Source organism: Pelomonas aquatica, from assembly GCF_026712205.1.
Classification (GTDB): Bacteria; Pseudomonadota; Gammaproteobacteria; order Burkholderiales; family Burkholderiaceae_C; genus Pelomonas; species Pelomonas aquatica.
Genome location: NZ_JAPPUW010000018.1, coordinates 74,720 through 98,909 on the forward strand (window position 1 = coordinate 74,720; position 24,190 = coordinate 98,909).

19 protein-coding genes are annotated in these 24,190 nt (G+C 69.7%); 3 read left to right on the forward strand and 16 right to left on the reverse strand.

The window, feature by feature from the left end; all coding sequences use genetic code 11:
• Positions 1-8: 8 nt before the first annotated feature.
• Genes narH through NYP07_RS18195 form a run of 3 tightly spaced genes read right to left on the reverse strand, consistent with a single transcriptional unit; the run spans position 9 to position 6,692 of the window.
• A complete protein-coding gene (gene narH, locus NYP07_RS18185; RefSeq protein ID WP_268152987.1) occupies positions 9-1,532 on the reverse strand; it encodes a nitrate reductase subunit beta in 1,524 nt (507 codons plus the stop codon).
• A gap of 19 nt (positions 1,533-1,551) precedes the next feature.
• On the reverse strand, positions 1,552-5,343 hold the full coding sequence (locus NYP07_RS18190; protein WP_268152989.1) for a nitrate reductase subunit alpha: 3,792 nt from the start codon (positions 5,341-5,343) through the stop codon (positions 1,552-1,554).
• 11 nt (positions 5,344-5,354) lie between these two features.
• Complete coding sequence (locus NYP07_RS18195) at positions 5,355-6,692, reverse strand: MFS transporter (protein WP_268152991.1); 1,338 nt, start codon at positions 6,690-6,692, stop codon at positions 5,355-5,357.
• A gap of 158 nt (positions 6,693-6,850) precedes the next feature.
• Between NYP07_RS18195 and NYP07_RS18200 the strand changes: the two genes are divergently transcribed.
• Both NYP07_RS18200 and NYP07_RS18205 read left to right on the forward strand, forming a co-directional pair.
• Positions 6,851-8,419, forward strand: coding sequence for an Eco57I restriction-modification methylase domain-containing protein (locus NYP07_RS18200; protein ID WP_268152993.1), 1,569 nt, complete (start codon positions 6,851-6,853; stop codon positions 8,417-8,419).
• 21 nt (positions 8,420-8,440) lie between these two features.
• On the forward strand, positions 8,441-9,175 hold the full coding sequence (locus NYP07_RS18205; protein ID WP_268152995.1) for a PaeR7I family type II restriction endonuclease: 735 nt from the start codon (positions 8,441-8,443) through the stop codon (positions 9,173-9,175).
• Positions 9,176-9,198: 23 nt separating this feature from the next.
• Here NYP07_RS18205 and NYP07_RS18210 read toward each other — a convergent pair whose 3' ends face one another.
• The 13 genes from NYP07_RS18210 to fba all read right to left on the reverse strand — a co-directional run bounded on the left by NYP07_RS18210 (position 9,199) and on the right by fba (position 22,744).
• Positions 9,199-10,812, reverse strand: a complete 1,614-nt coding sequence (locus NYP07_RS18210) for an MFS transporter (protein WP_268152997.1) — start codon at positions 10,810-10,812, stop codon at positions 9,199-9,201.
• Positions 10,813-10,951: 139 nt separating this feature from the next.
• Positions 10,952-12,211, reverse strand: a complete 1,260-nt coding sequence (locus NYP07_RS18215; protein WP_268152998.1) for an MFS transporter — start codon at positions 12,209-12,211, stop codon at positions 10,952-10,954.
• Between the two features lie 426 nt (positions 12,212-12,637).
• The gene (locus NYP07_RS18220; RefSeq protein WP_268152999.1) at positions 12,638-13,303 is read right to left on the reverse strand and encodes a response regulator; all 666 of its coding nucleotides are present in this window, start codon (positions 13,301-13,303) and stop codon (positions 12,638-12,640) included.
• A complete protein-coding gene (locus NYP07_RS18225; RefSeq protein ID WP_268153001.1) occupies positions 13,300-15,153 on the reverse strand; it encodes a type IV pili methyl-accepting chemotaxis transducer N-terminal domain-containing protein in 1,854 nt (617 codons plus the stop codon). The genes NYP07_RS18220 and NYP07_RS18225 overlap by 4 nt, the downstream gene beginning before the upstream one ends.
• A gap of 44 nt (positions 15,154-15,197) precedes the next feature.
• Positions 15,198-15,413, reverse strand: a complete 216-nt coding sequence (locus tag NYP07_RS18230; RefSeq protein ID WP_268153003.1) for a DUF3079 domain-containing protein — start codon at positions 15,411-15,413, stop codon at positions 15,198-15,200.
• A gap of 5 nt (positions 15,414-15,418) precedes the next feature.
• On the reverse strand, positions 15,419-16,609 hold the full coding sequence (locus NYP07_RS18235) for an NnrS family protein (protein ID WP_268153005.1): 1,191 nt from the start codon (positions 16,607-16,609) through the stop codon (positions 15,419-15,421).
• On the reverse strand, positions 16,587-17,696 hold the full coding sequence (locus NYP07_RS18240; RefSeq protein ID WP_268153007.1) for a hypothetical protein: 1,110 nt from the start codon (positions 17,694-17,696) through the stop codon (positions 16,587-16,589). The genes NYP07_RS18235 and NYP07_RS18240 overlap by 23 nt, the downstream gene beginning before the upstream one ends.
• Positions 17,697-17,705: 9 nt before the next feature.
• On the reverse strand, positions 17,706-18,035 hold the full coding sequence (locus NYP07_RS18245; RefSeq protein WP_268153009.1) for a metal-sulfur cluster assembly factor: 330 nt from the start codon (positions 18,033-18,035) through the stop codon (positions 17,706-17,708).
• The gene (locus tag NYP07_RS18250) at positions 18,032-18,487 is read right to left on the reverse strand and encodes an Rrf2 family transcriptional regulator (RefSeq protein WP_268153012.1); all 456 of its coding nucleotides are present in this window, start codon (positions 18,485-18,487) and stop codon (positions 18,032-18,034) included. The genes NYP07_RS18245 and NYP07_RS18250 overlap by 4 nt, the downstream gene beginning before the upstream one ends.
• Positions 18,488-18,506: 19 nt before the next feature.
• On the reverse strand, positions 18,507-20,783 hold the full coding sequence (locus NYP07_RS18255; protein WP_268153014.1) for a nitric-oxide reductase large subunit: 2,277 nt from the start codon (positions 20,781-20,783) through the stop codon (positions 18,507-18,509).
• A 42-nt stretch (positions 20,784-20,825) separates the two neighbouring features.
• Complete coding sequence (locus NYP07_RS18260) at positions 20,826-21,113, reverse strand: DUF2249 domain-containing protein (protein ID WP_268153016.1); 288 nt, start codon at positions 21,111-21,113, stop codon at positions 20,826-20,828.
• Between the two features lie 138 nt (positions 21,114-21,251).
• Positions 21,252-21,683 carry a gamma-glutamylcyclotransferase family protein gene (locus tag NYP07_RS18265; RefSeq protein WP_268153018.1) on the reverse strand — a complete coding sequence of 144 codons (432 nt, stop codon included), beginning with the start codon at positions 21,681-21,683 and terminating at the stop codon, positions 21,252-21,254.
• Positions 21,680-22,744, reverse strand: a complete 1,065-nt coding sequence (gene fba / locus NYP07_RS18270; protein WP_268153019.1) for a class II fructose-bisphosphate aldolase — start codon at positions 22,742-22,744, stop codon at positions 21,680-21,682. The genes NYP07_RS18265 and fba overlap by 4 nt, the downstream gene beginning before the upstream one ends.
• Positions 22,745-22,889: 145 nt before the next feature.
• Between fba and NYP07_RS18275 the strand changes: the two genes are divergently transcribed.
• Positions 22,890-23,906, forward strand: coding sequence for an STAS-like domain-containing protein (locus NYP07_RS18275; protein WP_268153020.1), 1,017 nt, complete (start codon positions 22,890-22,892; stop codon positions 23,904-23,906).
• Positions 23,907-24,190 lie beyond the last annotated feature (284 nt).

Consider the following 24,190-nt stretch of genomic DNA (forward strand, 5'->3'; position numbering starts at 1 on the left):
TCGCCTCCTCAGACCGTTGCCTTGATGGGGATGGTGCGCTTCTTCTCCGAGCCGAACAGGCTGGTCTCGGTGACGCCCTCGGAGCAGCCGTTGCCGAAGCTGAAGCCGCAGCCGCCGCGCACATTGAAGGCGTTCTCGGCGTATTCGCGGTGGGTCGTCGGGATGACGAAGCGGTCCTCGTAGTTGGCGATGGCCATCACGCGGTACATCTCGGCCACCTCGCTCGGCAGCAGGCCGACCTGGTCGAGCACGGCGCGGTTCTCGACGCCGTCGACATGCAGGCTGCGCTGGTAGGCGCGCATGGCCAGCATGCGCTCCAGCGCGCGCTCCACGGGCCAGACGTCGCCGGCCGTCAGCAGGTTGGCCAGGTATTGCACCGGGATGCGCAGCTGGCGCACGTCGGGGATCTCGCCGTTGATGCCGACCTGGCCGGCGTTGGCCGCGGCGCTGATGGGTGACAGCGGCGGCACATACCAGACCATGGGCAGCGTGCGGTACTCGGGGTGCAGCGGCAGGGCCACCTTCCAGTCCACGGCCATCTTGTAGACGGGGCTGTTCTTCGCGGCCTCCAGCCAGTTGTCGGGGATGCCGTCGCGGCGCGCCTGGGCGATGACCTCGGGGTCGTGGGGGTCCAGGAAGATGCCGAGCTGGGCCTGGTAGAGGTCCTTGTCGTTGGGCGTGGCGGCGACCTCGGCGATGCGGTCGGCGTCGTAGAGCAGCACGCCGAGGTAGCGGATGCGGCCCACGCAGGTCTCGGAGCAGACCGTCGGCTGGCCCGCTTCGATGCGCGGGTAGCAGAAGATGCACTTCTCGGCCTTGCCGCTCTTCCAGTTGTAGTAGATCTTCTTGTAGGGGCAGCCCGACACGCACATGCGCCAGCCGCGGCACTTGTCCTGGTCGATCAGCACGATGCCGTCTTCCTCGCGCTTGTAGATCGAGCCCGAGGGGCAGCTCGCGACGCAGGCGGGGTTCAGGCAGTGCTCGCACAGCCTGGGCAGGTACATCATGAAGGTGTTCTCGAACTTGCCGTACATCTCCTTCTGCACGTCGTCGAAGTTCTTGTCCTTGGAGCGCTTGCTGAACTCGCCGCCGAGGATCTCCTCCCAGTTCGGGCCCCACTCGATCTTCTCCATGCGCTGGCCGGTGATGAGGCTGCGCGGGCGGGCCGTCGGCGCATGCTTCATCTCGGGGGCCGACTGCAGGTGGTCGTAGTCGAAGGTGAAGGGCTCGTAGTAGTCGTCGATCTCCGGCAGGTTGGGGTTGGCGAAGATCTTCATCAAGAGCTTCCACTTGCCGCCCTGGCGCGGCTCCAGCTTGCCGTCGGCCTTGCGGACCCAGCCGCCGTTCCATTTGTCCTGGTTCTCCCACTCCTTGGGATAGCCGATGCCGGGCTTGGTCTCGACGTTGTTGAACCAGGCGTACTCGACGCCGGGACGGCTGGTCCAGACGTTCTTGCAGGTGACCGAACAGGTGTGGCAGCCGATGCACTTGTCCAGGTTCAGCACCATGCCGATCTGTGCGCGAATCTTCATTTGATTGCTCCTCGCGTGTTCAGGGGTTTTCGCCTTGCGACTGGTAGGCCGCGGCGAGGTGGTCGTCACGCGGGGTGTCGAGCCAGTCCACCTTGTTCATCTTGCGGATCACGACGAACTCGTCGCGGTTGGTGCCGATGGTTCCGTAGTAGTTGAAGCCGTAGCTGTACTGCGCGTAGCCGCCGATCATGTGGGTGGGCTTGGTGACGATGCGCGTCACCGAGTTGTGGATGCCGCCGCGCACGCCGGTGATCTCGCTGCCGGGCGTGTTGATGATCTTTTCCTGCGCGTGGTACATCAGCGTCATGCCGGGGTTCACGCGCTGGCTGACCACCGCGCGGGCCGCGATGGCGCCGTTCAGGTTGAAGAGCTCCACCCAGTCGTTGTCGGCGATGCCGGCCCTTTTTGCGTCGTCCTCGCTGAGCCAGATGACCGGGCCGCCGCGGTTGAGCGTCAGCATCAGCAGGTTGTCGCTGTAGGTGCTGTGGATGCCCCATTTCTGGTGCGGCGTGATGAAGTTCAGCACGATCTCCGGGTTGCCGTTGGGCTTGATGCCCTCGATGCCGCCCGTGGCCTTCAGGTCCACCGGCGGGCGGTAGCTCGTGAAGCCTTCGCCGAAGGCGCGCATCCACGGGTGGTCCTGGTAGAACTGCTGGCGGCCGGTCAGCGTGCGCCATGGGATCAGTTCATGCACATTGGTGTAGCCGGCGTTGTAGGAGACCTTCTCGCTCTCCAGGCCGCTCCAGGTCGGCGAGCTGATGATCTTGCGCGGCTGGGCCTGCACGTCGCGGTAGCGGATCTTCTCGTCCTCGCGGTGCAGGGCCAGGTGCTCGTGGTCGCGGCCGGTGAACTTGGACAGCGCATCCCAGGCCTTCACGGCGACATGGCCGTTGGTCTCGGGCGCCAGCTGCAGGATGACCTCGCAGGCGTCGATGTCGCTGACGATGCGGGCGCGGCCCGCGGCGTCCACGCCGTTGAGCTCGGCCAACTGGGCGACCTCGGTCCTGGTGTCCCAGGCTATGCCCTTGCCGCCGTTGCCGAGCTTGTCCATCAGCGGCCCGAGCGACGTGAAGCGCTCGTAGGTGGCCGGGTAGTCGCGCTCGACGACGGCGATGTTGGGCGCCGTCTTGCCGGGGATCAGCTCGCACTCGCCCTTCTTCCAGTCCTGCACGCCGAAGGGCTGGGCCAGTTCGGCCGGCGTGTCGTGCATCAGCGGCGACATGACGACCTCCTTCTCGACACCGAGATGGCCGACGCAGACCTCGCTGAAGGCCTTGGCGAAGCCCTTGTAGATCTCCCAGTCGGAGCGCGACTGCCAGACCGGGTCCACCGCCGCGGACAGCGGGTGGATGAAGGGGTGCATGTCGCTGGTGTTGAGGTCGTTCTTCTCGTACCAGCTGGCCGTGGGCAGCACGATGTCGGAGTACAGGCAGGTCGTGCTCATGCGGAAGTCCAGCGTCACGACCAGGTCCAGCTTGCCCTGCGGCGCCTGCGCATGCCAGCGCACCTCCTGCGGCTTGGCGTCGTCGGCGCCCAGGTCCTTGCCCTGCACGCCGTTCTCGGTGCCCAGCAGGTGCTTGCAGAAGTATTCGTGGCCCTTGCCGCTGGAGCCCAGCAGGTTGGAGCGCCAGACGAACATATTGCGCGGCCAGTTCTGCGGCGCGTCGGGGTCCTCGCAGCTCAGCTGCAGCGAGCCGTCGCGCAGGCCCTGCACGACATAGTCCTTGGGCGCCAGGCCGGCGGCCGCGGCGTCCTTGACGACCTGCACCGGGTTGGTCTTGAGCTGGGGCGCGCTGGGCAGCCAGCCCATGCGCTCGGCGCGCACATTGCAGTCGATCATGCTGCCGCTGAACTCGGCGCGCTCGGCCTCGGTGGCCAGCGGCGACAGCACCTCGTCGACGCCCAGCTTCTCGTAGCGCCACTGGTCGGTATGGGCGTAGAAGAAGCTCGTGCTGTTCATCTGGCGCGGCGGGCGCACCCAGTCCAGCGCGAAAGCCAGCGCCGTCCAGCCGGTCTGCGGGCGCAGCTTCTCCTGGCCGACGTAATGCGCCCAGCCGCCGCCGCTCTGGCCGATGCAGCCGCACATCATCAGCAGGTTGATGACCCCGCGGTAGTTCATGTCGCAGTGGTACCAGTGGTTCATCGCGGCGCCGATGATGATCATCGACTTGCCCTGGGTCTTGTGCGCGTTCTCGGCGAACTCGCGCGCGACGCGGATGACCTGGGCGCGCGGCACGCCGGTGATGGCCTCCTGCCAGGCGGGCGTGTAGGGGGCGTTGTCGTCGTAGCTCTTTGCGCCGCTGCCGAAGCCGCGGGCTATGCCGTACTGCGCGGCCTGCAGGTCGAAGACGGTCGCGACGACGGCCTCGCCGTCCTGGGTCTTCAGCCTGGTCGCCGGCACGCGGGCGCGGTGGCTGACGCCGTCCTGCTGCGGGTTGGGCATGAAGTGCTCGCTGGCGCTGCCCGCGAAGTACGGGAAGGCCACGTCGACGACCTCTTGGGCCTGCTCGCCGTCTTCCACGAGGGAGAGCTTGAGCCTGACGTCCCCGCCGCCCTCGGCCTCCTTGGCCTCCAGGTTCCACTTGCCGGCGTCGTCGCGGCCCTCGGCGCCCCAGCGGAAGCCGATGGAGCCGTTGGGCAGCACCAGCATGCCGCTGCTGTTGAAAGCCAGCGTCTTCCACTCCGGGTTGTTGCTCTGGCCCATCTGGCCGGCCAGGTCGCTGGCGCGCAGATAGCGCGAGGGCACGCGGGCCTTGCGGCCGTCGGGCAGGGTCTGCTCCTCCAGCAGCACCAGCAGCGGCAGGTCGGTGTAGCGGCGCGCGTAGTCGTCGAAGTAGGGGCTGCGCTGCTTAAAATAGAACTCGTTGAGGGCCACGTGGCCCATGGCCATGGCCAGCGCCGCGTCGGTGCCCTGCTTGGGATGCAGCCACAGGTCGGCCAGCTTGGCGACCTCGGAGTAGTCGGGCGTCACGGCCACCGTCTTCGCGCCCTTGTAGCGGACCTCGGTGAAGAAGTGCGCGTCCGGCGTGCGCGTCTGCGGCACATTGCTGCCCCAGGCGATGATGTAGTTGCTGTTGTACCAATCGGCCGACTCGGGCACGTCGGTCTGCTCGCCCCAGACCTGCGGGCTGCTCGGCGGCAGGTCGCAGTACCAGTCGTAGAAGCTCATGCAGACGCCGCCGATCAGGCTGAGATAGCGGCTGCCCGCCGCATAGCTGACCATGGACATCGCCGGGATGGGCGAGAAGCCGATGATGCGGTCCGGCCCGTGCTGCTTGATCGTGTAGACATTGGCCGCGGCGATCAGCTGGTTGACCTCGTCCCAGGTCGAGCGCACGAAGCCGCCCATGCCGCGCAGCTGCTGGTAGTCGCGCCGCGCGGCCTCGTCGGCCTGGATCAGCGCCCAGGCGTCCACCGGGCTCCTGGCCACGGCCAGCGCCTCGCGCCAGCGCTTGAGCAGGCGGCCGCGCACCATCGGGTATTTCACGCGGTTGGCGCTGTAGAGATACCAGCTGTAGCTCGCGCCCCGCGCGCAGCCGCGCGGCTCGTGGTTGGGCAGGTCGGCCCGCGTGCGCGGGTAGTCGGTCTGCTGGGTCTCCCAGGTGACGATGCCGCCCTTGACGTAGATCTTCCACGAGCAGGAGCCGGTGCAGTTCACGCCGTGGGTGCTGCGCACGATCTTGTCGTGGGCCCAGCGGTTGCGGTAGGCATCCTCCCAGGTGCGGTCCTCGCCGGTGGCGACGCCGTGGCCGCCGGCGAAGACTTGCCGAGGCAGCCGGAAGGCGGTCAGTCGATCCAGGAAGTGGGACATCTCTTTCTCCGTTAACAGGACAGGGGGGCGTTGCGACGGCCGTAGCACCACCAGCAGATGGCCATGCAGCTCAGATAGAACGCCAGGAAGCAATAGAGCGCGGCCTGCGGACCGCCGCCGAGGGCGATGGCGCTGCCGAAGCTCTTGGGGATGAAGAAGCCGCCGTAGGCGCCGACGGCCGAGCACAGGCCCAAAGCGGCGGCGCCCTGGGCCTGGGCCTCGCGCAGAGAACCGCGGCCGCGCTCGGCCTCACGCAGAAAACCCAGCGGCACCATGCGGAAGGTGCTGCCGTTGGCGATGCCGGCCGCGACGAAGAGCAGCGCGAAGCTGGCGACGAAGAGCGCCGGCCCGCCCTCGCCCGCGAGGCTGGCGAGCACGCCGACGACGCCCAGGGCCAGCACGCCGAAGCAGGCCAGGCTGATGCGCGCGCCGCCGAGGTCGTCGGCCAGCCAGCCGCCCAGCGGCCGCGCCAGCGCGCCGAGCAGCGGGCCGATCCAGGCCAGCTGCAGCGCGGAGGTCAGGTCCGGGAACTGGCTGCGCAGCAGCAGCGGGTAGGCCGCCGCGAAGCCGATGAAGCTGCCGAAGCTGCCGAGGTAGAGCCAGCTCATCAGCCAGCTGTGGCGGTGCGTGAAGAGCTGGGCCTGCTCGGCCATGCCGACGCCGCCGCTGGGCAGGTCGTCCATGCCGGCCCAGGCCAGCAGGCTGGCCAGCGCGATCGGCGGCAGCCAGACGAGGCCGGCGTTCTGCAGCCACAGCCCGCCGCCCTGGGCCGGCAGGCCGAACAGGTCCAGCGCGATGACGGCCGGCACCAGCCACTGCACGAGGCCCACGCCGAGGTGGGCGAAGCCGGCGCCCAGGCCGAGGGCCACGCCCTGCTCGCGGGCCGGGAAGCAGGCGCTGATGTGGGCCATGCCGCTGGCGAAATTGGCGCCGCCCAGGCCGCACAGCAGGGCCAGCGCCACCATCCATTCATAGGGCGTGGACGGGTCCTGCACGGCCTGCGCGATGCCGGCCGCCGGGACCAGCAGGCTGGCCGTGGACAGCGCCGTCCAGCGCCGCCCGCCGACCCAGGACACGGCCAGGCCGTAGAAGACCCGCAGCGTCGCGCCGCACAGGGCCGGCAGCGCGCTGAGCCAGAACAGCTGGTTGGTGCTGTAGCGGAAGCCCGCCGCCGGCAGGTGCACGACAAGGACGGACCACAGCATCCAGACCGCGAACGACAGCGCCAGCGCCGGCAGCGCGCAGCCCAGGTTGCGCAGCGCCACGGCCCGGCCATGGCCGGCCCAGAAATCCGCGTCTTCCGGATTCCAGCGCAGCGAGGGGGACAGGGTCTTGGACACGGTAGGCATGCTCGGCTGCGGGGCCTGCGCCGACCATCCATCGCCGGTCGGGTCGGGCCGGCGCGGAAGGACGAGGCGGGACGCCCACGGCCTAGTTCTTTCGAACTAGCCCGCGCCAAGGGCCCTCCCGGTGCCGGCCGGATAATCCAGGCCGACCACCGAACACCATGCCCCTCGCCTCCGCCAGCCTCCAGTCCAGCCTTCCCGGCTTGTGTCCCATCACCGATGCGCTGGAGCGGCTGGCCCATCATTCGGATCACGACGAGCGCGGCGCCGTCTACACGCGACGCGAGGTGGTGGAGTTCATGCTGGACCTGGCCGGCTACACGACGGACCGCCCACTGCATCGCCAGCGCCTGCTGGAGCCATCGTTCGGCGGCGGCGAGTTCCTGCTGGCCGCCGTCGAGCGCCTGCTGAGGGCGCATCGAAGCGCGGGCGGGCAGACCGATCTGGCACCCTGCATCCGCGCGGTGGAGCTGCACCGGAGCAGCCACGCCAGCACCGAAGCGAAGTTGCTGGCCCTGCTCCTTGCGAATGGCCTTGCGGCGACCGAGGCGCGGCGCCTGGCCTCCGCTTGGCTGATTCACGGCGACTTCCTGCTTTGCGAACTTGAGGGGCGCTTCGACTACGTGGTCGGCAATCCGCCCTATGTGCGCCAGGAGCTGATCCCCGCGCCGCTGCTGGCCGAGTACCGGCGGCGCTTCGCGTCGTTGTACGACCGCGCCGACCTCTACGTTCCTTTCATCGAACGATCGCTGGGTCTGCTCAAGGCCGGCGGGCAGTTCAGCTTCATCTGCGCCGACCGCTGGACCAAGAACAAATACGGCGGCCCGCTGCGCGCGATGGTCACCAAGGACTTCCACCTCAAGGCCTACGTGGACATGCTGGATACGCCGGCCTTCGATGCCGACGTGATCGCCTATCCAGCCATCACGCTGATCGAGAGAGCCCCAGCCGGTGCCACGCTGGTTGCCAAGCCCCTCGCGCTGGACCCGGCTCAACTCGCCTCCCTCGCGCGGCAGCTGCGCACGGGCACAACCGACGAGTCGCAAGGCGTCGCCGCGATTGAGCGTATCGGCCAGGGCAGCGAACCCTGGGTGCTCAGTGCCTCCGGCAAGCGCGCGCTGCTGCGCCGCCTCGAAGCCACCTTCCCCAGCCTCGAAGAGGCCGGCTGCAAGGTCGGCATCGGCGTGATCAACCCTTTCGAAGACGATGGCAGCCTGGCCGATCTGGCCCGCCACCCCAAGCTGCGCGCCTACCTGGAGCGGCACCGCGCCGCCATCGCCGGCCGCCATGTCGCGAAAAAGTCGCCGGCGAGCTGGTATCGCACCATTGACCGGATCACGCCCGCGCTGGCCACGCGCCCCAAGCTGCTGATCCCCGACATCAAGGGCTCGGCTCATGTCGCCTTCGAGAGCGGCCAGCTCTACCCGCACCACAACCTGTACTACGTCGTTTCCGACGACTGGGATCTGCGCGCGCTTCAAGCCGTGCTGCTGTCGGCCGTCGCCCGGCAGTTCGTCGCCGCCTATTCCACGACGATGCGCGGCGGCTTTCTGCGCTTTCAGGCCCAGTACCTTCGCCGCATCCGGGTGCCTCGCTGGGCCGAGGTCGGCGAGACCATGCGCAGCCGGCTGATCGAGGCTGCGCAGGCCCGCGACCTGCGAGCCTGCGACGCTGCCGCTTTCGAGCTGTTCGGGCTCGATGCCGATGAAATGAAGTTGCTGGCCGAATGATTGCCCCTGTTTCGACAAGCCATGGCTCTTGACCTCTGCAACTACGAACAGAAAGCTCAGGCGGCCATCAAGGCGTTCTGGAAGTCACGCGACGACGCCCGGCTGAAGCAGCACGCGGCCGGGCGGTCCGACCAGGGCGAGCGCGCGAGCGTGACCGGCGGAAACAACCTGAATGACTTCGCCGAGCTGGTTGCCGACGTCGTCAGGGCCAACGGCCTGCCGCATGCAGAAATCCATCGCCAGCGGAAGCTGCTCACGCTGCCCGGCTTCTTCCGCCCGAGCAAGCTCTGGGACTTGCTGGTCATGGACCGGGGGCGCCTCATCGCCGCGCTGGAGTTCAAGAGCCACGTCGGGCCCTTGTTCAGCAACAACTTCAACAACCGCGCCGAGGAAGCCATCGGCACCTCGCACGACTTCTGGACCGCCTATCGCGATGGCGCCTTCGGCCGGCAGGCGCGCCCTTTCGTGGGCTGGCTGATGGTGGTCGAGGACGCGGAAAAGTCGCGCGCTCCGGTGCGCGAGAGTTCAACGCATTTCAAGGTCTTCCCCGAGTTCGCCGAGTCCTCCTACCTGCAGCGCTACGACACGCTGTGCGGCAAGCTCGTCAGTGAGCAGCTGTACTCGGCGGCGGCGGTCATCGCGACGCCGCAGACCGCCGTCGACACGGGGGCGTACTCGGAGTTGTCGGAGCTGACCGGCCTCCGGTCATTCCTGGCGACGTTGGCCGGCCACGTCGCCGCAGAGGCGGCGAAATAGCCGCCCCCAGCACTTCAAGGCCATCAGGGGTTCTTGATCTCCGCGCCGCGGCGCAGGTAGAACCACCAGTTCAGCATCAGGCAGACGGCGTAGAAGCCCGCGAAGCCGTAGAAGGCGAGTTCGGGCGTGCCGGCCTTGATCTGCTCGCCGATCAGCACCGGCGCGATGAAGGCGCCGTAGGCGGCGACGGCCGAGGTCCAGCCCAGCACGGGGCCGGCCTGCTGGCGGTCGAAGATGACGCCCACCGAGCGGAAGGTCGAGCCGTTGCCGACGCCGCTGGCCGCGAACAGCAGCACCATCAGGCCCATGAAGGCCGGGAAATACTGCTCCGGTGTCGCCGAGGCGTAGGCCTGCTGCATCACATGGCCCACGGCCACCGACGCGAACACCATGACGGCCGAGATGACCTGGGTCACGATGGAGCCGCCGACCTTGTCCGAGATCCAGCCGCCGACGGGGCGCACCGCGGCGCCGACGAAGGGGCCGATCCACGCATAGGCCAGCACGGTCGGCGCGTTCGGGTTGTTCAGCGTGTGCTGCATCACGCCGCTGGCGTCGCGCACATGGCTGATGCCGAAGATCACCTTCATCGCCAGCGGCAGCGCCATCGAGAAGCCGATGAAGGAGCCGAAGGTGACGATGTAGAGCGCCGTCAGCGACCAGGTGTGCCTGTTGCCGAAGATCGCAAACTGCTTCTTCACGCCCTCCTTCATCTCGCCGAAGGCCGCCAGCCGCATGACGGTGAGCGCCATGATGATGTCCAGCGGGATCGCCACCCACATGCTCAGCAGGCCCAGGCCGGTGGGCTTGGGCAGGTAGAGCCAGAGCATGAAGACGGTCGGCACGAAGGCCAGCGTGTAGAGGTAGGTGATCTTGGCGAAGGCGACGATGGGCGAGCCGGTGTCGGGCGACACGGTCTTCAGGTTGCTCATGCCGAACCAGCACAGCGCGCCCAGCGGCAGCAGCGAGAACACCCAGGCAAAGCCGGCGTTCTGGATCCAGGTCGGCGTGCCGGCGGCGATCTTGCCGAAGATCCAGCCGCTGTCCTTCAGCAGCAGCTCGGGCGCGCCGCCCAGCGCGCCCAGCAGCGGCAGCGTCATCACCAGCGGGATGACGATCTGCATCGTCGTCACGCCGAAGTTGCCGAGGCCCGCGTTCAGGCCCAGGGCCGTGCCCTGCAGCCGCTTCGGGAAGAAGCCGCTGATGTTGGACATCGACGACGCGAAGTTGCCGCCGCCCACGCCCGACCACAGCGCCATCAGCTGGAAGGCCCACAGCGGCCAGTCCTTGTGCTGCAGCACGATGCCGGTGCCGATGGCTGGGGCCAGCAGCATGGAAGTGGTCAGGAAGATGGTGTAGCGCCCGCCGGCCAGGCGGATCAGGAAGGAGGCCGGGATGCGCATCGTCGCGCCGGCGATGCCGGCAATGGCCGTCAGCGTGAACAGCTGGGCCTGGCTGAACGGGAAGCCCAGGTTCAGCATCTGCACGGCGATGATGCCCCACATGCCCCAGACGGCGAAGCCGCACAGCAGGGCCGGGATGGAGATCCACAGGTTGCGGTAGGCGATGCGCTTGCCGATGCCTTCCCAGAAGGCGTCGTCTTCCGGGCGCCAGTCCGCGATGTCGTTCTTGCTCATGTCTTGTCCTTGTTGAGGATGAGTAGTGCATTCCGGGCCGAGCGCCGGGCCGCCCCAAGCCGGCCCGCCGGGGTCCGCCTGCGGCTCGATGCCGCTGGCGGACTCGTCCCCGCGGGGGACCGACCAGACGCGCCGGCGTTCAGCAAGGCGCGGCTGGGCGAGGGGCACCCATCACGTCGGTGCGGCGCACCTCGGTCCAGTACATCCAGATCAGCGAGACCCAGACGACGCCGTACATCAGCATGAAGGCGCTGGAGCGGACGCCGGTGAGGTCCAGCAGCGCGCCGAACAGGATGGGCAGCACGAAGCCGCCGAGGCCGCCGGCCAGGCCGACGATGCCGCTGATGGCGCCGATGTTGCCGGGGTAGTCGTCGCTGATGTACTTGAAGACCGAGGCCTTGCCGAACGCGAAGGCCACGCCCAGCACGGCCAGCAGCGCGGTGAAGGCGTAGACGTTCAGGCCGATGTGGAAGGTCCTGGCGCCGGCGATGGTCACGACGGTGAAGTCGGTCTGCGGGTAGCTGAGCAGGAAGAGGCAGATCCAGCTCACCCACATGACCCACCAGGTCACCTTGTGGGCGCCGTACTTGTCCGACAGCAGGCCGCCGATGGCGCGCAGCACGCCGCCGGGCAGGCTGAAGCAGGCGGCCAGCAGCGCGGCGACGCGGATGTCGAGGCTGAACTCGCCGACGTAGTACTGCACCATCCACAGCGCCAGCGCGACATAGCCGCCGAACACGATGCTGTAGTACTGGCAATACTTCAGCACGCGCGGGTCCTTCAGGCCTTTCAGCTGCTCGCGGAAGCTGACGTTGCTGGCCACGAGGTGGGCCGGGTTGCTGTGGCTGAACAGCCAGAACAGCACGACGGTGCCGGCCATGATGGCCGCGTAGACCTGGGGCACCATGGCCCAGCCGAAGCTGACGAGCAGCACGGGTGCGACGAACTTGTTGACCGCCGAGCCCGAGTTGCCGGCGCCGTAGACGCCCATGGCCATGCCCTGGCGGCTCTTGGGGAACCAGCGCGCGACATAGGGCGTGCCCACCGAGAAGGAGCCGCCCGCGAGGCCGACGAAGAGGCCGATGACGAGGAAATGCCAATACTGCGTGGCATAGGCCATCAGCCAGATGGCCGGCACGGTGGCCGCCATCAACAGGGCCATGACGATGCGGCCGCCATAACGGTCCGTCCAGATGCCCAGCGGCACGCGCACCAGCGAGCCGGTCAGCACCGGCATGGCGGTCAGCAGGCCGAACTCGGTGGCGTTCAGCCCGAGCTGCTTCTTGATCGGGATGCCGATGACGCCGAACATCATCCACACCATGAAGCAGACGGTGAAGGCCAGGGTGCTGACGGCCAGCACCGACCAGGCCCGGCGGTCGACGGGGGTTGCGGTCATGCGCTTTCCTCCTCAGTGACGATGCAGCCACTGTCCCGCGCGCGGGGCGCGCTGCACATTCACCGGAGGATCAGCGGGGCACCGGCTGCTGGGAGGACGAGGGGTGCAGCGGCCTCGTCCTAAAGAACTACGCGTTCGCCGACTTCAGGTTGGTCGCAGGAGGGCGGGCGGGCCTGATGCTCCGTGTCCCCCGGCCCGCTGCGCGGGCCTCCTCCTTTACCTGCGCATCAGGCCCACCCACCCTCCTGCTTGTCGGTGCACTCGGTATTCGCCGCGGAAAACCGCTCATGCGCAAGCCAGGGAGTGGGGGTGCGCAATTGCGCAGGTAAAGGAGGAGGGCCGGCTTGCCGGCCCGGGGGACACGGAGCAATTGCGCACCCCCGCTCCCTGGCGCAACCCGCTCCTCCCAGATGAGAACGGTCGAAGCTAAGCCCGCTGCTGCGTCACCAGCACCGCCGCCTGCACGCGCGAATCCAGGTCGAGCTTGCGCAGCAGGTGCTGAACATGGATCTTGACCGTCGTCTCGGCGATGCCGAGCTCGCGGGCGATCTGCTTGTTGGAGTCGCCGCGGGCGATCAGGTCGACGATCTCGCGCTCGCGCGGCGACAGCGTGCCCAGCGGGTCGGGCGGCGGCGCGGCGGCCATGGAGGTCGCCTCGGCCTCGTGGCGGAAGGCCGTGGCCAGCTTGCCCGCCATCTCGGCGCTGAAGCTGGACACGCCGCGCGCCGCGCGTTCGATGGCCTGGGTCAGCTCCTGGTTGTCGGCCGTCTTCAGCAGATAGCCGCAGGCCCCGGCGCGCAGCGCGGCGCCAAGGTCGGCCTCGGACTCGCTCATCGTCAACATCAGCACCTGGGCGGCCGGCGCGGCCGCCTTCAGCGCGGGCAGGGCCTGCACGCCGGACACGCCGGGCAGGTGGTTGTCCAGCAGGATGACCTGGGGCTGCAGCTCGGCGGCGCGGCGCTCGGCCGCGCCGGCGTCGGCGGCCTCGCCGACGACCTGCAGCTGCGGCTGCGTCGACAGCAGCGCGATCAGGCCACGGCGGAACAGCGTGTGGTCGTCGACGACGAGCACGCGGATGGGATCGGCACTCATGGATGCACGGCCTCGGATTCGGGCAGGGAGATGCGCACCAGCGTGCCCCGCCCGGGTTGGGATTCGAGCGCCACGGCGGCGCCCACCTTGGCGGCGCGCTCGCGCATGATGCGCAGGCCCACATGGCTGTCGTCCGGCACGTCGCGCACGGGGTCGAAGCCGCGGCCGTCGTCGCGCACGTCGATCTGCCAGTGCGGCTGGTGCTTCAGGCTCACCTGCACCTGGCTGGCCTGCGCATGCTTGCGGACGTTGGACAGCGCCTCCTGCACCACATGCAGCAGCTGCACCTGCACGTCGGCCGCCAGCGGCGCGCCGTGGCCGTCCACGGCCAGCTCGGCCGGCACGCCGCTCTGCAGCCGGAACTTCTGCAGCGTGGCCTGCAGCGCGGGCAACAGGTCGTCGCCGTCGGTGCGGGTGCGGAAGTGCATCAGCAGCGCCCGCACGTCGGCCGTGCTTTCCTTCAGGCCCAGCTCCAGTTCCTCGACGAGGCGCTCGGCCACGACGGCCCGGCCGCCCTGCTGGGCGTCCTTCAGCAGCTGCAGCTGGATCTTCATGAAGGCCAGGCTCTGCGCGATGGAGTCGTGCAGCTCGCGGGCCAGCATGCCGCGCTCCTCGGCCACGGCGGCCTCGCGCTGCAACGCCTCCCTGCGCAGCCCGTCCATCGCGCTGGCCAGGTGGCTGGCCATGCTGTCCAGCAGCTCGCGGGCCGCCTGGGTCGGCTGGGGCATCTCGCGGAACAGCAGGTCCACCTCGCCCATCACCCGGCCCTGCACCGTCAGCGCGACGGTCGTGACGGCCACGAAACCCGCCTTGGCACAGTGCGAGCCATGGCTGCCTTTGGCTCCGATGGGGATCACGCGGGCCTGGGGCTCGGGACTGCCGCAGTGGCAAGCGCCCGGGATCAGGCAGCGTTCGGCTTCGAGCATGGCCGGCGGCAGGCCCTGGGTCGCCAGCAGCACCATGCGCTGCCGGCTGGCGTCCATCCAGCGCAGCATCACGGCGTCGGCCGTGGCAGCGCGGCGCATGCGCTCGGCGAAGCCGCTGGCAAGTTCGCGCGGCGACGCGGCCTTCGCGGCAAAGGCCGTGGCCTCGTAGAGCGCGGCCAGGCGCTGCTGCTGCAGGCGCAGGTCGGCGGTCTTGGCGCGCACTTCGTCCTCCATGCCGCGGTAGACCGCCTCCAACCGCTGCGCCATGCGGTTGAAGCCCCTCGCGAGCTCGCCGAACTCGTCCTGCGAATCCTGCGCGACGCGCGCGCCCAGCGCGCCCTGCTCCAGCGCCTGCAGGCCGCGGCGCAGCCGGTCCACCGGCGCGAACACGACCAGGTGCGAGGCATACAGGAAGATCATGGACGCCGCGATGGCGATGCCCACCAGCGCCAGCTGCACGCTCGACAGCAGCGAGCTCCAGCCCGCCATGCGCGCCTCGACGACGTCGACGAGCGCGTCGATGCGCCTGACCAGGGCCTCGGCCTGAGCGCCCGTCGGCGCCGGATTTCCGCCGGCCGCGGCCTTGAGCTGCAGCCAGGACTCACGCACCTGCCGGTAGGCCTGCCGCGTGCGCGCGTCGCGCGGCAGGAACAGCGGCCGGGCCGGGTCGCCGTTCACCAGCAGGTCCAGCGACGCGTCGTAGGCCTGCACCAGGGCCGGCAGCTCGGCGGCGGCGGCCTGGTGGGCCAGCCGCCAGGTCTGCATGCGCAGCCGCCCGGCCTCGTTGACCGCCGCGGCGCCGCCCTCCAGCTGCCAGCCTATCCACAGCGTCAGCCCGATGGACGCCAGCGCGATGCACAGCAGCGCGGCACCGAGGAAGCCGACCTTGGTGGCGAGGCGCGCGCGATTCCAGCCCTTCGACATACGGCGCATTCTGTTCGGCCCATCCCGATGGACCTTGATCTCGCTCAAGCTTCGGGAGGGCCGGGCGCGGGGTCGTCGGCCTGCGGCGCCGGCCGCGCGTCCGGCCCCCAATCCATCCAGTCGTCGCCGAAGAGCTCGCTCGGGTGCGGCGTGGCGAGCGAGCCGTTGCCGCATTGCATGGCGTCGGCCGGGCAATAACGGTCGCAGCCCCAGCAGATGCGGCCCGGATGGGCCGGCTTGATCGGGAATTTCTTGGCCATGGCGTTCAGCCCGGGCGGCCGTCGATGCGCGGGCGCGAGAGCACGGGCCAGTAGCGCAGCGCGTAGAGGCCGAAGCCGGCCGACCACAGCAGGGCTGACGCCAGCGCCGCATGCACGGCCTGGCCCGGTGCCGCCAGCGGCAGCAGCACGCGCACGGCCGCCGCGGCGGCCACCAGCAGATAGCAGGCGACCTCGCAGCGGTCGGCCTTCAGCAGCCGCCCGGTGTGGCCGCGGGCGGTGCGCGTCATCATGCCGATGACGAGGCCGCCCACGGCGCCCACGGTCAGCGCATGCGTGGCCACCGACGGCAGCACCCAGCCCCACTGCGCGAGGCCGCGCAGCAGCAGGTGCACCGGTACCCAGAGGTAGGCCAGGTGCAGCACCCACACCAGGGGCACGTGCAGCGTCTGCCAGGGCCGCCACAGCGCCCAGCGCCCGGCCTGGGCCGCGCAGGCGACGAGGGCGACGGCGGCCAGCGGCGTGCCCTGCAGCCCGAGCGCGTCGGCGGCCAGCAGCGCCAGCGTGGCGCCGAGCGCGGCCTTCTCGACGCGCTCGTCGCGGACCGCGCCGGCGCCCGGCACGCCGTTGTTCGTGAACATCGGGATGACCCGCCCGCCCATGACGGACAGGATGAAGAGCACCACGTCCAGCGCGACCTGGATGCCGAGCCATCCCGGCACCGTGATGACGCCCAGCTGCGCCGCGTGCACGCAGGCCGCCGCCAGCGCCAGCACGGCGAGCAGCGCGACGAAGAAATAGTTGCGCCGGTTCCTCGACTTGAAGAAGGGCAGGGCCAGCCCGACGGCCGCGGCCAGCGGGAAGGCGACGTTGGCGACGGCGGCGGCCACGGCATAGGGCGTCAGCACCAGCACGCGCGCGGCCAGCCACAGCGCCGCCAGCGCGGCCAGCGCCCAGCCGGTGGGCGTGGGCAGATTGGTCCAGTTGCGGCCGGCCGTGAACAGGAAGCCGACGATCACGGCCAGCGTGAAGCCGAACAGCATCTCGTGGGCATGCCAGATCGGCCCGGCCAGGTAGGCGTGGGGCAGCAGCCCCGAGAACTGCAGCGCCCACAGCGGGACGGACAGCGCCGCGAACACGCTGGCCAACAGGTAAAAGGGCCGGAAGCCCAGCGCGAACAGCGCGAAGCCCGCGGGCGCGGCCCGGGGCGGTTCTTCAATTTTCAGCAGGGGGTTCATGGGCGGGGTTCCGAGGGCGGGGCATGGCCCTCCAGGCGATGGCCGAGACGGCCAGCGTGAGCGCGAAGGCGGCGATGGCCAGCGCGTTGCCGGCGGCGCCGACTGCCTTCAGCTGCGGGTTGGACAGGCCGCCGCCGAAGCGCAGGGCCAGCGACGCATGCAGCAGCAGCAGCGGCAGATAGAAGGGCCAGCCGAACGCCAGCTTCACGCGGGCGACGGCCGGCAGGATGACGGGGGCATGGCCGAGCACCATGCTGAAGACGAAGCCCAGCGCCAGCGCATGCAGGGCCGCGTCGCGCCAGGGCTGGCCCAGCGCCGTGCCGGCCCAGGCGAGGCCGGCGACGAAGAGCCACGCATAACCCGCCAGCAGGCAGACCGCCATATAGCGGCTCAGGCCCGCGGCGCGCACGGTGCGGCGCGCGATGTCGAACGCGACCAGCCATGCCGCCAGCGCGGCCAGAGACAGGCCGTACAGCAGGCCGCCCCAGCCGGGCGCGAAGCCGGACAGCAGCGCACCGCAGGCCGCCGCGGCCAGCATGCCGACCAGGGCCGGGCCGGCACCGGCATGGCGGCGCATCAGCCGCGTCATCTCCAGCCGCTCGGCCGCGATGGTGAACACCAGGAAGCACAGCCACAGCGGCACGACCGCGCCGGCCAGCAGGCCCAGCGCCTGCAGCAGGCTGCCCGCGGCCCAGGCCAGCGCGCCGGCCAGCAGCAGCAGCGTGTGGGTGGCGCGCTGGCGCCGCACGACGACCAGGTTCACGCCGACAAAGGCCAGCGCAGCGACCGCGGCCAGCCACGCGGCGGCAGCCGGCGCGCCACCCAGTGCGACCAGGCCGGCAGTGCCCGAGACCAGCGGCCCGGCAAAGGCCGCCGCGTGCTTGACGGCCACGGCGCGCTCGATGCCGATGACGGTGCCCATGAAGGCGCAGATCATCAGGAAGGCATGGCCGACGACCGCCGGGGCCGCCACGGGGACCGCAACGCCGGCGCGCACCAGGCCGCCGGCGATGCCGGCCAGCAGCGCCGCGGCGACCAGGCCCGCGAAGGCCAGCCGTGGCAGCAGGCCGGGAGTGCGCCGTCGCATCGCCCGCCCCTACCAGCCCATGAAGGCCTTGGCCCGGGCGCTCATGCGGTCGGTCGTCCATGGCGGCTCCCAGACCAGCTCGACGGCTATGCGCAGGCCGGCGGGGACGACGCGGTCCAGCTCGGCGCAGGCCTCGTCGACGATGACGTCGGTGGCCGGGCAGGCGGCCGACGTCATCGTCATGCGCACCTGCACGAGCTCGGGCGTCACCGTCACGCCGTAGACGAGGCCGACGTCGACGATGGACATCGCGACCTCGGGGTCCACGACGCGGCGCAGCGCCGCCTGGATGGGCTCGCGCAGCTCGGCGGGTCCGTCGTAGGGATAGGCCTCGCTCATGGCCTGGCCTCCGCCGGCGCCATGAAGCGCAGCACCTGCACCAGCTCCTGCCGGTTGGCCGTGATGTCGGCGAGGGTGTAGCGGTCCAGCACCGCGTAGAAGGCCTGCACCGCCTCGGCCAGCACGCCCTTCAGCCGGCAGTGGCTGACGATGGCGCAGTGGCTGGCCTCGGCCGAGAAGCATTCGGCCGGCAGCGCCTGGCCCTCGGTGTCGCGCACGACCCGGCCGATGCCGATGCGCGCGGGCGGCAGCGCCAGCATCAGCCCACCGCCCTTGCCCCGCACGGTGACCAGCCAGCCGCGCCTGGCGAGGTGGTGCACGACCTTGGTCAGGTGGTTGACCTTGATGTCGAAGGCCGCGCAGATCTCGCCCACCGTGGCCCGCCGCCCGGGCTCGGCGGCCAGGAACATCAGCACGCGCAGGCTGTAGTCGGTGAAGGCGGTGAGCCGCATGCTTGCAAGTCCTCTCGTTTCAACGGCCGCGGGCGGGGGCCGCACCTGCGGCCGGCAGGCGGTCCGCTGCGCGGCGGCGCAGCAGGAACAGCGCGTACACGGCCAGGAAGATGCTGCCCGCGGCGAACACGATATCGCCCGGCACGCGCAGCCACACCAGGGTCTCCATCAGCTTGGAGTGGATGACCTCCGGCGAGCGGGCGTACCACAGGCCGCGCGTGATGCTCTCGTAGGCCTGGTAGATGCCGGCCGGCAGCAGCGACATGAAGACCATCATCGCCAGGCCGATGTTCAGGCTCCAGAAGGCGGGCTTCAGGAACTTGTCGGCATGCAGGGCGCGGTCGTAGAGGCCGCGCAGGCAGAACAGCATCAGGCCGATGCCCAGCATGCCGTAGACGCCGAACAGCGCCGCATGGCCGTGGGCCGCCGTCATGTTCAGGCCCTGCACGTAGTACAGCGAGGCCGGCGGGTTGATGGCGAAGCCCAGCAGGCCGGCGCCGACGGTGTTCCAGAAGCCCACGGCGACGAAGCTCAGGATGACCCACTTGTAGGCGCCCAGCCAGGCCACGTTCTTCGAGCGGCGATACGTCTGCAGCGCCTCCAGGCCGATCAGCGTCAGCGGCACGACCTCCAGCGCGGAGAACACCGCGCCGACGGCGATGACCGACGTGGGCGAGCCCGTCCAGTACAGGTGGTGCAGCGTGCCCAGGATGCCGCCGAACAGGAAGACGATGGTCTCCGCGACGATGGCCCGGTTGGCCGACGGCGCGCTCACGAGGCCGAGGTTGGTGAAGATCAAGGCGACGACGGCGGTGGCGAAGACCTCGAAGAAGCCCTCGACCCACAGGTGCACCAGCCACCAGCGCCAGTACTCGACCATCGAGTAGTGGGTGTGCTGGCCCCAGGCCAGCGACGTGGCGTAGAAGCCGCCGATGCAGGTGGCCGACAGGAAGACCATGGCGATGAGGCCACGCGTCTGCGAGGGCTTCATCAGCGCCGGCCAAAGCGCGCGGCCGAGCAGGAAGACCCAGAACAGCAGGCCGATGAAGAGCAGGATCTGCCAGACGCGGCCCATGCTGGTGTACTCCAGGCCCTGGTTGCCGAGCCAGAAGCTGAAGTCCACGCCGCGATGCTGCAGCGTGCCCAGCCAGCCGGTGATGGTGGAGCCCAGCACGACGATGATGAGTGCCCAGAACAGCGCATCGACGCCGAGCTTCTGCAGCCTGGGTTCGCGCCCCGACAGCAGCGGCGCGACGTAGAGGCCGGTGGCCAGCCACGCGGTGGCGATCCAGAACACGCCGATCTGCGTGTGCACGGTGCGGCTGATCGTGTACGGCAGGACCTGCGCCAGCGGGATGCCGAAGAAGGACTGGCCCTCGACCGCGTAGTGGGCGGTGATGGCGCCCATGCCGATCTGCAGCAGCATCAGGCCGATGACGACGAAGAAATACTTGCGCGTCGCCTTCATCGACGGCGTGGCCTTGGCGCCCAGCAGCGGGTCGGCCTTGGGCACGACGGCGACTTCATCGCCCTCGTCGGCCTTGTGCAGCCACAGCATCGCCGCGATGCCGGCCAGCAGCAGGATGATGCTGGCCATGGACCACATCGCCGCCGACGCGCTCATGGTGTTGCCCACCATCGGCTCGTGCGGCCAGTTGCTGGTGTAGGACAGGCCGGCCTCGCCGGGGCGGTCCGTCGCCGCGGCCCAGGCCGACCAGAAGAAGAAGGCGGTGAGCGCCTGGCGCTGCCCGGCCTCGGGCAGCGCGTCGGCCGTCATCGCGTACTGGTCGCGCAGCTTGTCCAGCGCCGGGTCGTTGCCGAACAGGCCCTCGTAGTGCGCGGCCACCGCGCGGATGGCCTGGGCGCGCTCGGCGGTGACGCGCACGTCGCCGCTGGCCTCGTCATAGGTGTTGCGGCGCATCTCGTCGCGCACGGCCTGGTCGACCGCCGCGCGCTGCACGTCGCCGACCGGCAGGCCGCCCTGCTGCTGCTCGGCCAGGCGCCTGGCCTGCAGGGCCACGGCCTCGCGGTGCAGCCAGTCGGCCGACCAATCGGGCGCGACATAGGCGCCGTGGCCCCACACCGTGCCCAGCTGCTGGCCGCCGGCGGACAGCCAGGCCTGCTGGCCCAGCTGGATCTGGTCATGCGTGAACAGCACGTCGCCGTCCGCGCTGACCACGCGGTTCGGGATGGGCGGGGCCGACAGATAGATCTGCCAGCCCAGATAGCCCAGGGCCCCGAACGACAGGACAAAGATCAGCGCCAGCCAACGCCAGAGCCTTTTCGTGGACTTCATGATGAGGTTTCCTTCTCTTCTCAAGTGCTCGATGGATGCGGCTCAGTGGCCGCCACAGCCGCCGCAGCAGCGGCCTTCGCCATGCGCGGGCGCAACGCGCGACAGCCGCGCCTGCCAGACGCCGGCGCCGACCTCGCGCGCGTCCCACGCGAAGCGGGCCGGCAGCTCCCGTTGCAGCCGCAGCAGCAGGGGGTTGGGGTCGCTGTCGTCGATTAACTCGGCGCTGCCGCCCGCGTCGAGGGCCAGCAGCAGTTCCTGGACGCGGCCCGGCCGCGATTCGCGGGCGAGGCCGCGCAGGTCGACCGGGGTGGGAGAGGGGTTGGATGCCATGGCTTTTAAATATGCATACAGAATGCATGAATCTTAAAAACCTGGCCCGGGCGGGCATTTGACCTGCGTCAAATCGCCGGCATGTCCGGGCCGCCGCGCGGCATCACGCGGGCGGCGAGGGCGGGGTGGGCGGGCGCCTCAGCGGCCCGGGGCCAGGGCCTCGAAGCCGGCGTAGCGCGCGATGAAGCGGGCGCGGCCCTCGCGCGCGAAGGCGTCGGCATCCCAGTCGCCGGGCAGCAGCCGGCCGGCGAACGCGGTGCGGAAGCGGTAGACCTGGGCCGGCAGCGCCGCGCCGTCGGCCCGCGCGACGACGACGTCGACGCGCTCGTATTCCTCGCCCTCGAAGGCATCCAGCCGCGCCCAGGCGGCGGCGCTCACGTCGCGGTAGAGCCGGCCCGGCACGAGGCCGCCGGGCGCGGCCTGCAGGCCGGGGTAGTCCTGGCCGCGCACCGGGTGGCGGCGGTAGTCCGCCAGCGAGGCCGGCTCGCTGGCGAATTCATGCCCGCAGACGCGGGCCATGATGTCGGCCCACATCAGCGAGCCGTAGGTGAAGCAGTGCGCCGTCGTCACTGGACCTTTTGCGCCAGCTCGCCGCGCGCATAGGCGCCGGCGATGTCGGCCAACGTGCGGCCCTTGATCTTGCCGGCCTGGCCTTCGCAGCCGAACTCCAGATAGCGCTGCTTGCAGATGGCCTTGGCGGCCTCGCGGGCCGGCTTGAGCCACTCGCGGGCGTCGAACTTGTCGGGGTTCTCGGCCAGGAACTTGCGCACCGCGCCCGTCATCGCCAGGCGGATGTCGGTGTCGATGTTGATCTTGCGCACGCCATGCTTGATGGCCTCCTGGATCTCCTCGACCGGCACGCCGAAGGTCTCCTTCATCTTGCCGCCGTACCGGTTGATGATGGCCAGCAGGTCCTGCGGCACGCTGGACGAGCCGTGCATGACGAGGTGGGTGTTGGGGATGCGCGCGTGAATCTCCTTCACGCGGGCTATGGCCAGGATGTCGCCCGTGGGCTTGCGGCTGAACTTGTAGGCGCCATGGCTGGTGCCGATGGCGATGGCCAGCGCGTCGAGCTGGGTGGCCTTGACGAACACGGCGGCCTCCTCGGGGTCGGTCAGCATCTGGCTGTGGTCCAGCTTGCCTTCGGCGCCGATGCCGTCTTCCTCGCCGGCATCGCCGGTCTCGAGGTTGCCCAGGCAGCCTAACTCGCCCTCGACGGTGACGCCGACCTTGTGCGCCATCTCGACGACGCGGCGGGTCACGTCCATGTTGTAGTCGAACGAGGCCGGCGTCTTGCCGTCTTCCATCAGCGAGCCGTCCATCATCACCGAGCCGAAGCCCAGGTCGATGGCGCCGGCGCAGACCTTGGGGCTGGTGCCGTGGTCCTGGTGCATGACCAGCGGGATGTGCGGGAAGGCCTCGCAGGCGGCCTGGATCAGATGCTTGATGAAGGGCTCGCCGGCGTATTTGCGGGCGCCGGCCGAGGCCTGCAGGATGACCGGTGCGCCGACCTCGTCGGCCGCGGCCATGACGGCCTGCACCTGCTCCAGGTTGTTCACGTTGAAGGCTGGGATGCCGTAGCCGTTTTCGGCGGCGTGGTCCAGCAACTGGCGCATGGAGACGAGAGGCATGGGAATTCCCCGGTGGAGTTGAGAAATCTGGGCCGACTGCGGCTCCCAACGTACTTGGTAACCGCGCCGTAACTAGCTGGGGATTCTATGGAGTCAGGGCGCGCCCCACCCCCCTTGGTTGCCGGGACGGCCACAATGCCCCGCCATGACGCGTCTCGTGTTCGACCACCTCACCAACTGGATCACCGCCGCGGCCAGCGAGCATTCGCACGAACTGGCGGCCCATGTCGAGGAGCGCACCGGCGCCAGCCACCGTGCCGTGCTGTCGGCGCTGAAGCGCCTGGTCGACGCCGGCTGGCTGGCGCGCAGCGGCACCGGCCGCCGCCCGGTCTACGCGCCCGGGGCGCTGCGCCAGGTCGCGCGCAGCTACACCCTCTACGGCCTGCAGGAGGACCTGCCCTGGCAGCGCGACTTCGCGCCGCATTTCGCGCTGCCGAAGCACGTCGAGCGCATGATCCAGCACGGCTTCACCGAGCTGGTCAACAACGCAGCCGACCACTCCGGCGGCAGCAGCGTCACCGTGTCGCTGCGCCAGACGCCGACCCATGTGCAGTTGCTGGTCAGCGACGACGGCTGCGGCGTCTTCGACCGGATCTGCAGCGCCTTCAGCCTGGAAGACCCGCAGCACGCGATGCTGGAACTCAGCAAGGGCCGGCTGACCAGCGCGCCCGACGCCCACACTGGCCGCGGCCTGTTCTTCAGCAGCCAACTGGCCGACGTGTTCGACATCCACGCCAACAACACCGCCTACCAGCGCCGCGCCTGGGAGAGCGGCGGCTGGAGACGAGGCCGCGCGCTGCCGCGCCAGGGCAGCAGCATCTACATGGCCATCGCGCTGAACACGACGCGCACGCTGGACGGCGTCATGAACGCCTGGAGCCGGGCGGGCGACGGCATCGAGTTCGACCAGACCCGCGTGCAGCTGCGGCTGCTGACGACCGAGGGCCAGGCCCTGGACTCCCGCGCCGCCGCCCGCCGCGTGGGCTCGCGGCTGGCCGCCTTCAAGCGCGCGGAGATCGACTTCGACGGCGTCACCGACGTGGGCCACGGCTTCACGGACGAGCTGTTCCGCGTGTTCGCCAAGGCCAATCCGCAGATCGAGCTGGTGGCGGTGAACGCGACGCCGCGGATCGCGGCGCTCGTGAAGAGCGCGCGGGCCTAAGGTAACGCTGAACAAGTCCCTCGCGCGCAGCGCATCCCTGCTTTGGGCGGTCTGCGGCGTTGTAAATCCTCGCCGTAGCCCCGCTACGGCTGCAGTTTGCGCCTTGCAGCCCATCCCAAACCAGGGCGCGCTGCATCGCGGGGATTTATTCAGCGTTGTCCTAATGTTTCGTCCCAGAAATAGATGGCATTAATATTGCAAGCCATTGCGGTATCTTGGCGACGGAAATACGGCAATGGCGAGAGGCAGACCGAAGACCGAACTGGTGCTCAGCGACGGCGAGC

Excerpts from the sequence above, each read along its gene's own strand:
- narH (WP_268152987.1), bottom strand. The coding sequence starts at position 1,532 with ATGAAGATTCGCGCACAGATCGGCATGGTGCTGAACCTGGACAAGTGC.
- NYP07_RS18190 (WP_268152989.1), bottom strand. The coding sequence starts at position 5,343 with ATGTCCCACTTCCTGGATCGACTGACCGCCTTCCGGCTGCCTCGGCAA.
- NYP07_RS18195 (WP_268152991.1), bottom strand. The coding sequence starts at position 6,692 with ATGCCTACCGTGTCCAAGACCCTGTCCCCCTCGCTGCGCTGGAATCCG.
- NYP07_RS18200 (WP_268152993.1), top strand. The coding sequence starts at position 6,851 with ATGCCCCTCGCCTCCGCCAGCCTCCAGTCCAGCCTTCCCGGCTTGTGT.
- NYP07_RS18205 (WP_268152995.1), top strand. The coding sequence starts at position 8,441 with ATGGCTCTTGACCTCTGCAACTACGAACAGAAAGCTCAGGCGGCCATC.
- NYP07_RS18210 (WP_268152997.1), bottom strand. The coding sequence starts at position 10,812 with ATGAGCAAGAACGACATCGCGGACTGGCGCCCGGAAGACGACGCCTTC.
- NYP07_RS18215 (WP_268152998.1), bottom strand. The coding sequence starts at position 12,211 with ATGACCGCAACCCCCGTCGACCGCCGGGCCTGGTCGGTGCTGGCCGTC.
- NYP07_RS18220 (WP_268152999.1), bottom strand. The coding sequence starts at position 13,303 with ATGAGTGCCGATCCCATCCGCGTGCTCGTCGTCGACGACCACACGCTG.
- NYP07_RS18225 (WP_268153001.1), bottom strand. The coding sequence starts at position 15,153 with ATGTCGAAGGGCTGGAATCGCGCGCGCCTCGCCACCAAGGTCGGCTTC.
- NYP07_RS18230 (WP_268153003.1), bottom strand. The coding sequence starts at position 15,413 with ATGGCCAAGAAATTCCCGATCAAGCCGGCCCATCCGGGCCGCATCTGC.
- NYP07_RS18235 (WP_268153005.1), bottom strand. The coding sequence starts at position 16,609 with ATGAACCCCCTGCTGAAAATTGAAGAACCGCCCCGGGCCGCGCCCGCG.
- NYP07_RS18240 (WP_268153007.1), bottom strand. The coding sequence starts at position 17,696 with ATGCGACGGCGCACTCCCGGCCTGCTGCCACGGCTGGCCTTCGCGGGC.
- NYP07_RS18245 (WP_268153009.1), bottom strand. The coding sequence starts at position 18,035 with ATGAGCGAGGCCTATCCCTACGACGGACCCGCCGAGCTGCGCGAGCCC.
- NYP07_RS18250 (WP_268153012.1), bottom strand. The coding sequence starts at position 18,487 with ATGCGGCTCACCGCCTTCACCGACTACAGCCTGCGCGTGCTGATGTTC.
- NYP07_RS18255 (WP_268153014.1), bottom strand. The coding sequence starts at position 20,783 with ATGAAGTCCACGAAAAGGCTCTGGCGTTGGCTGGCGCTGATCTTTGTC.
- NYP07_RS18260 (WP_268153016.1), bottom strand. The coding sequence starts at position 21,113 with ATGGCATCCAACCCCTCTCCCACCCCGGTCGACCTGCGCGGCCTCGCC.
- fba (WP_268153019.1), bottom strand. The coding sequence starts at position 22,744 with ATGCCTCTCGTCTCCATGCGCCAGTTGCTGGACCACGCCGCCGAAAAC.
- NYP07_RS18275 (WP_268153020.1), top strand. The coding sequence starts at position 22,890 with ATGACGCGTCTCGTGTTCGACCACCTCACCAACTGGATCACCGCCGCG.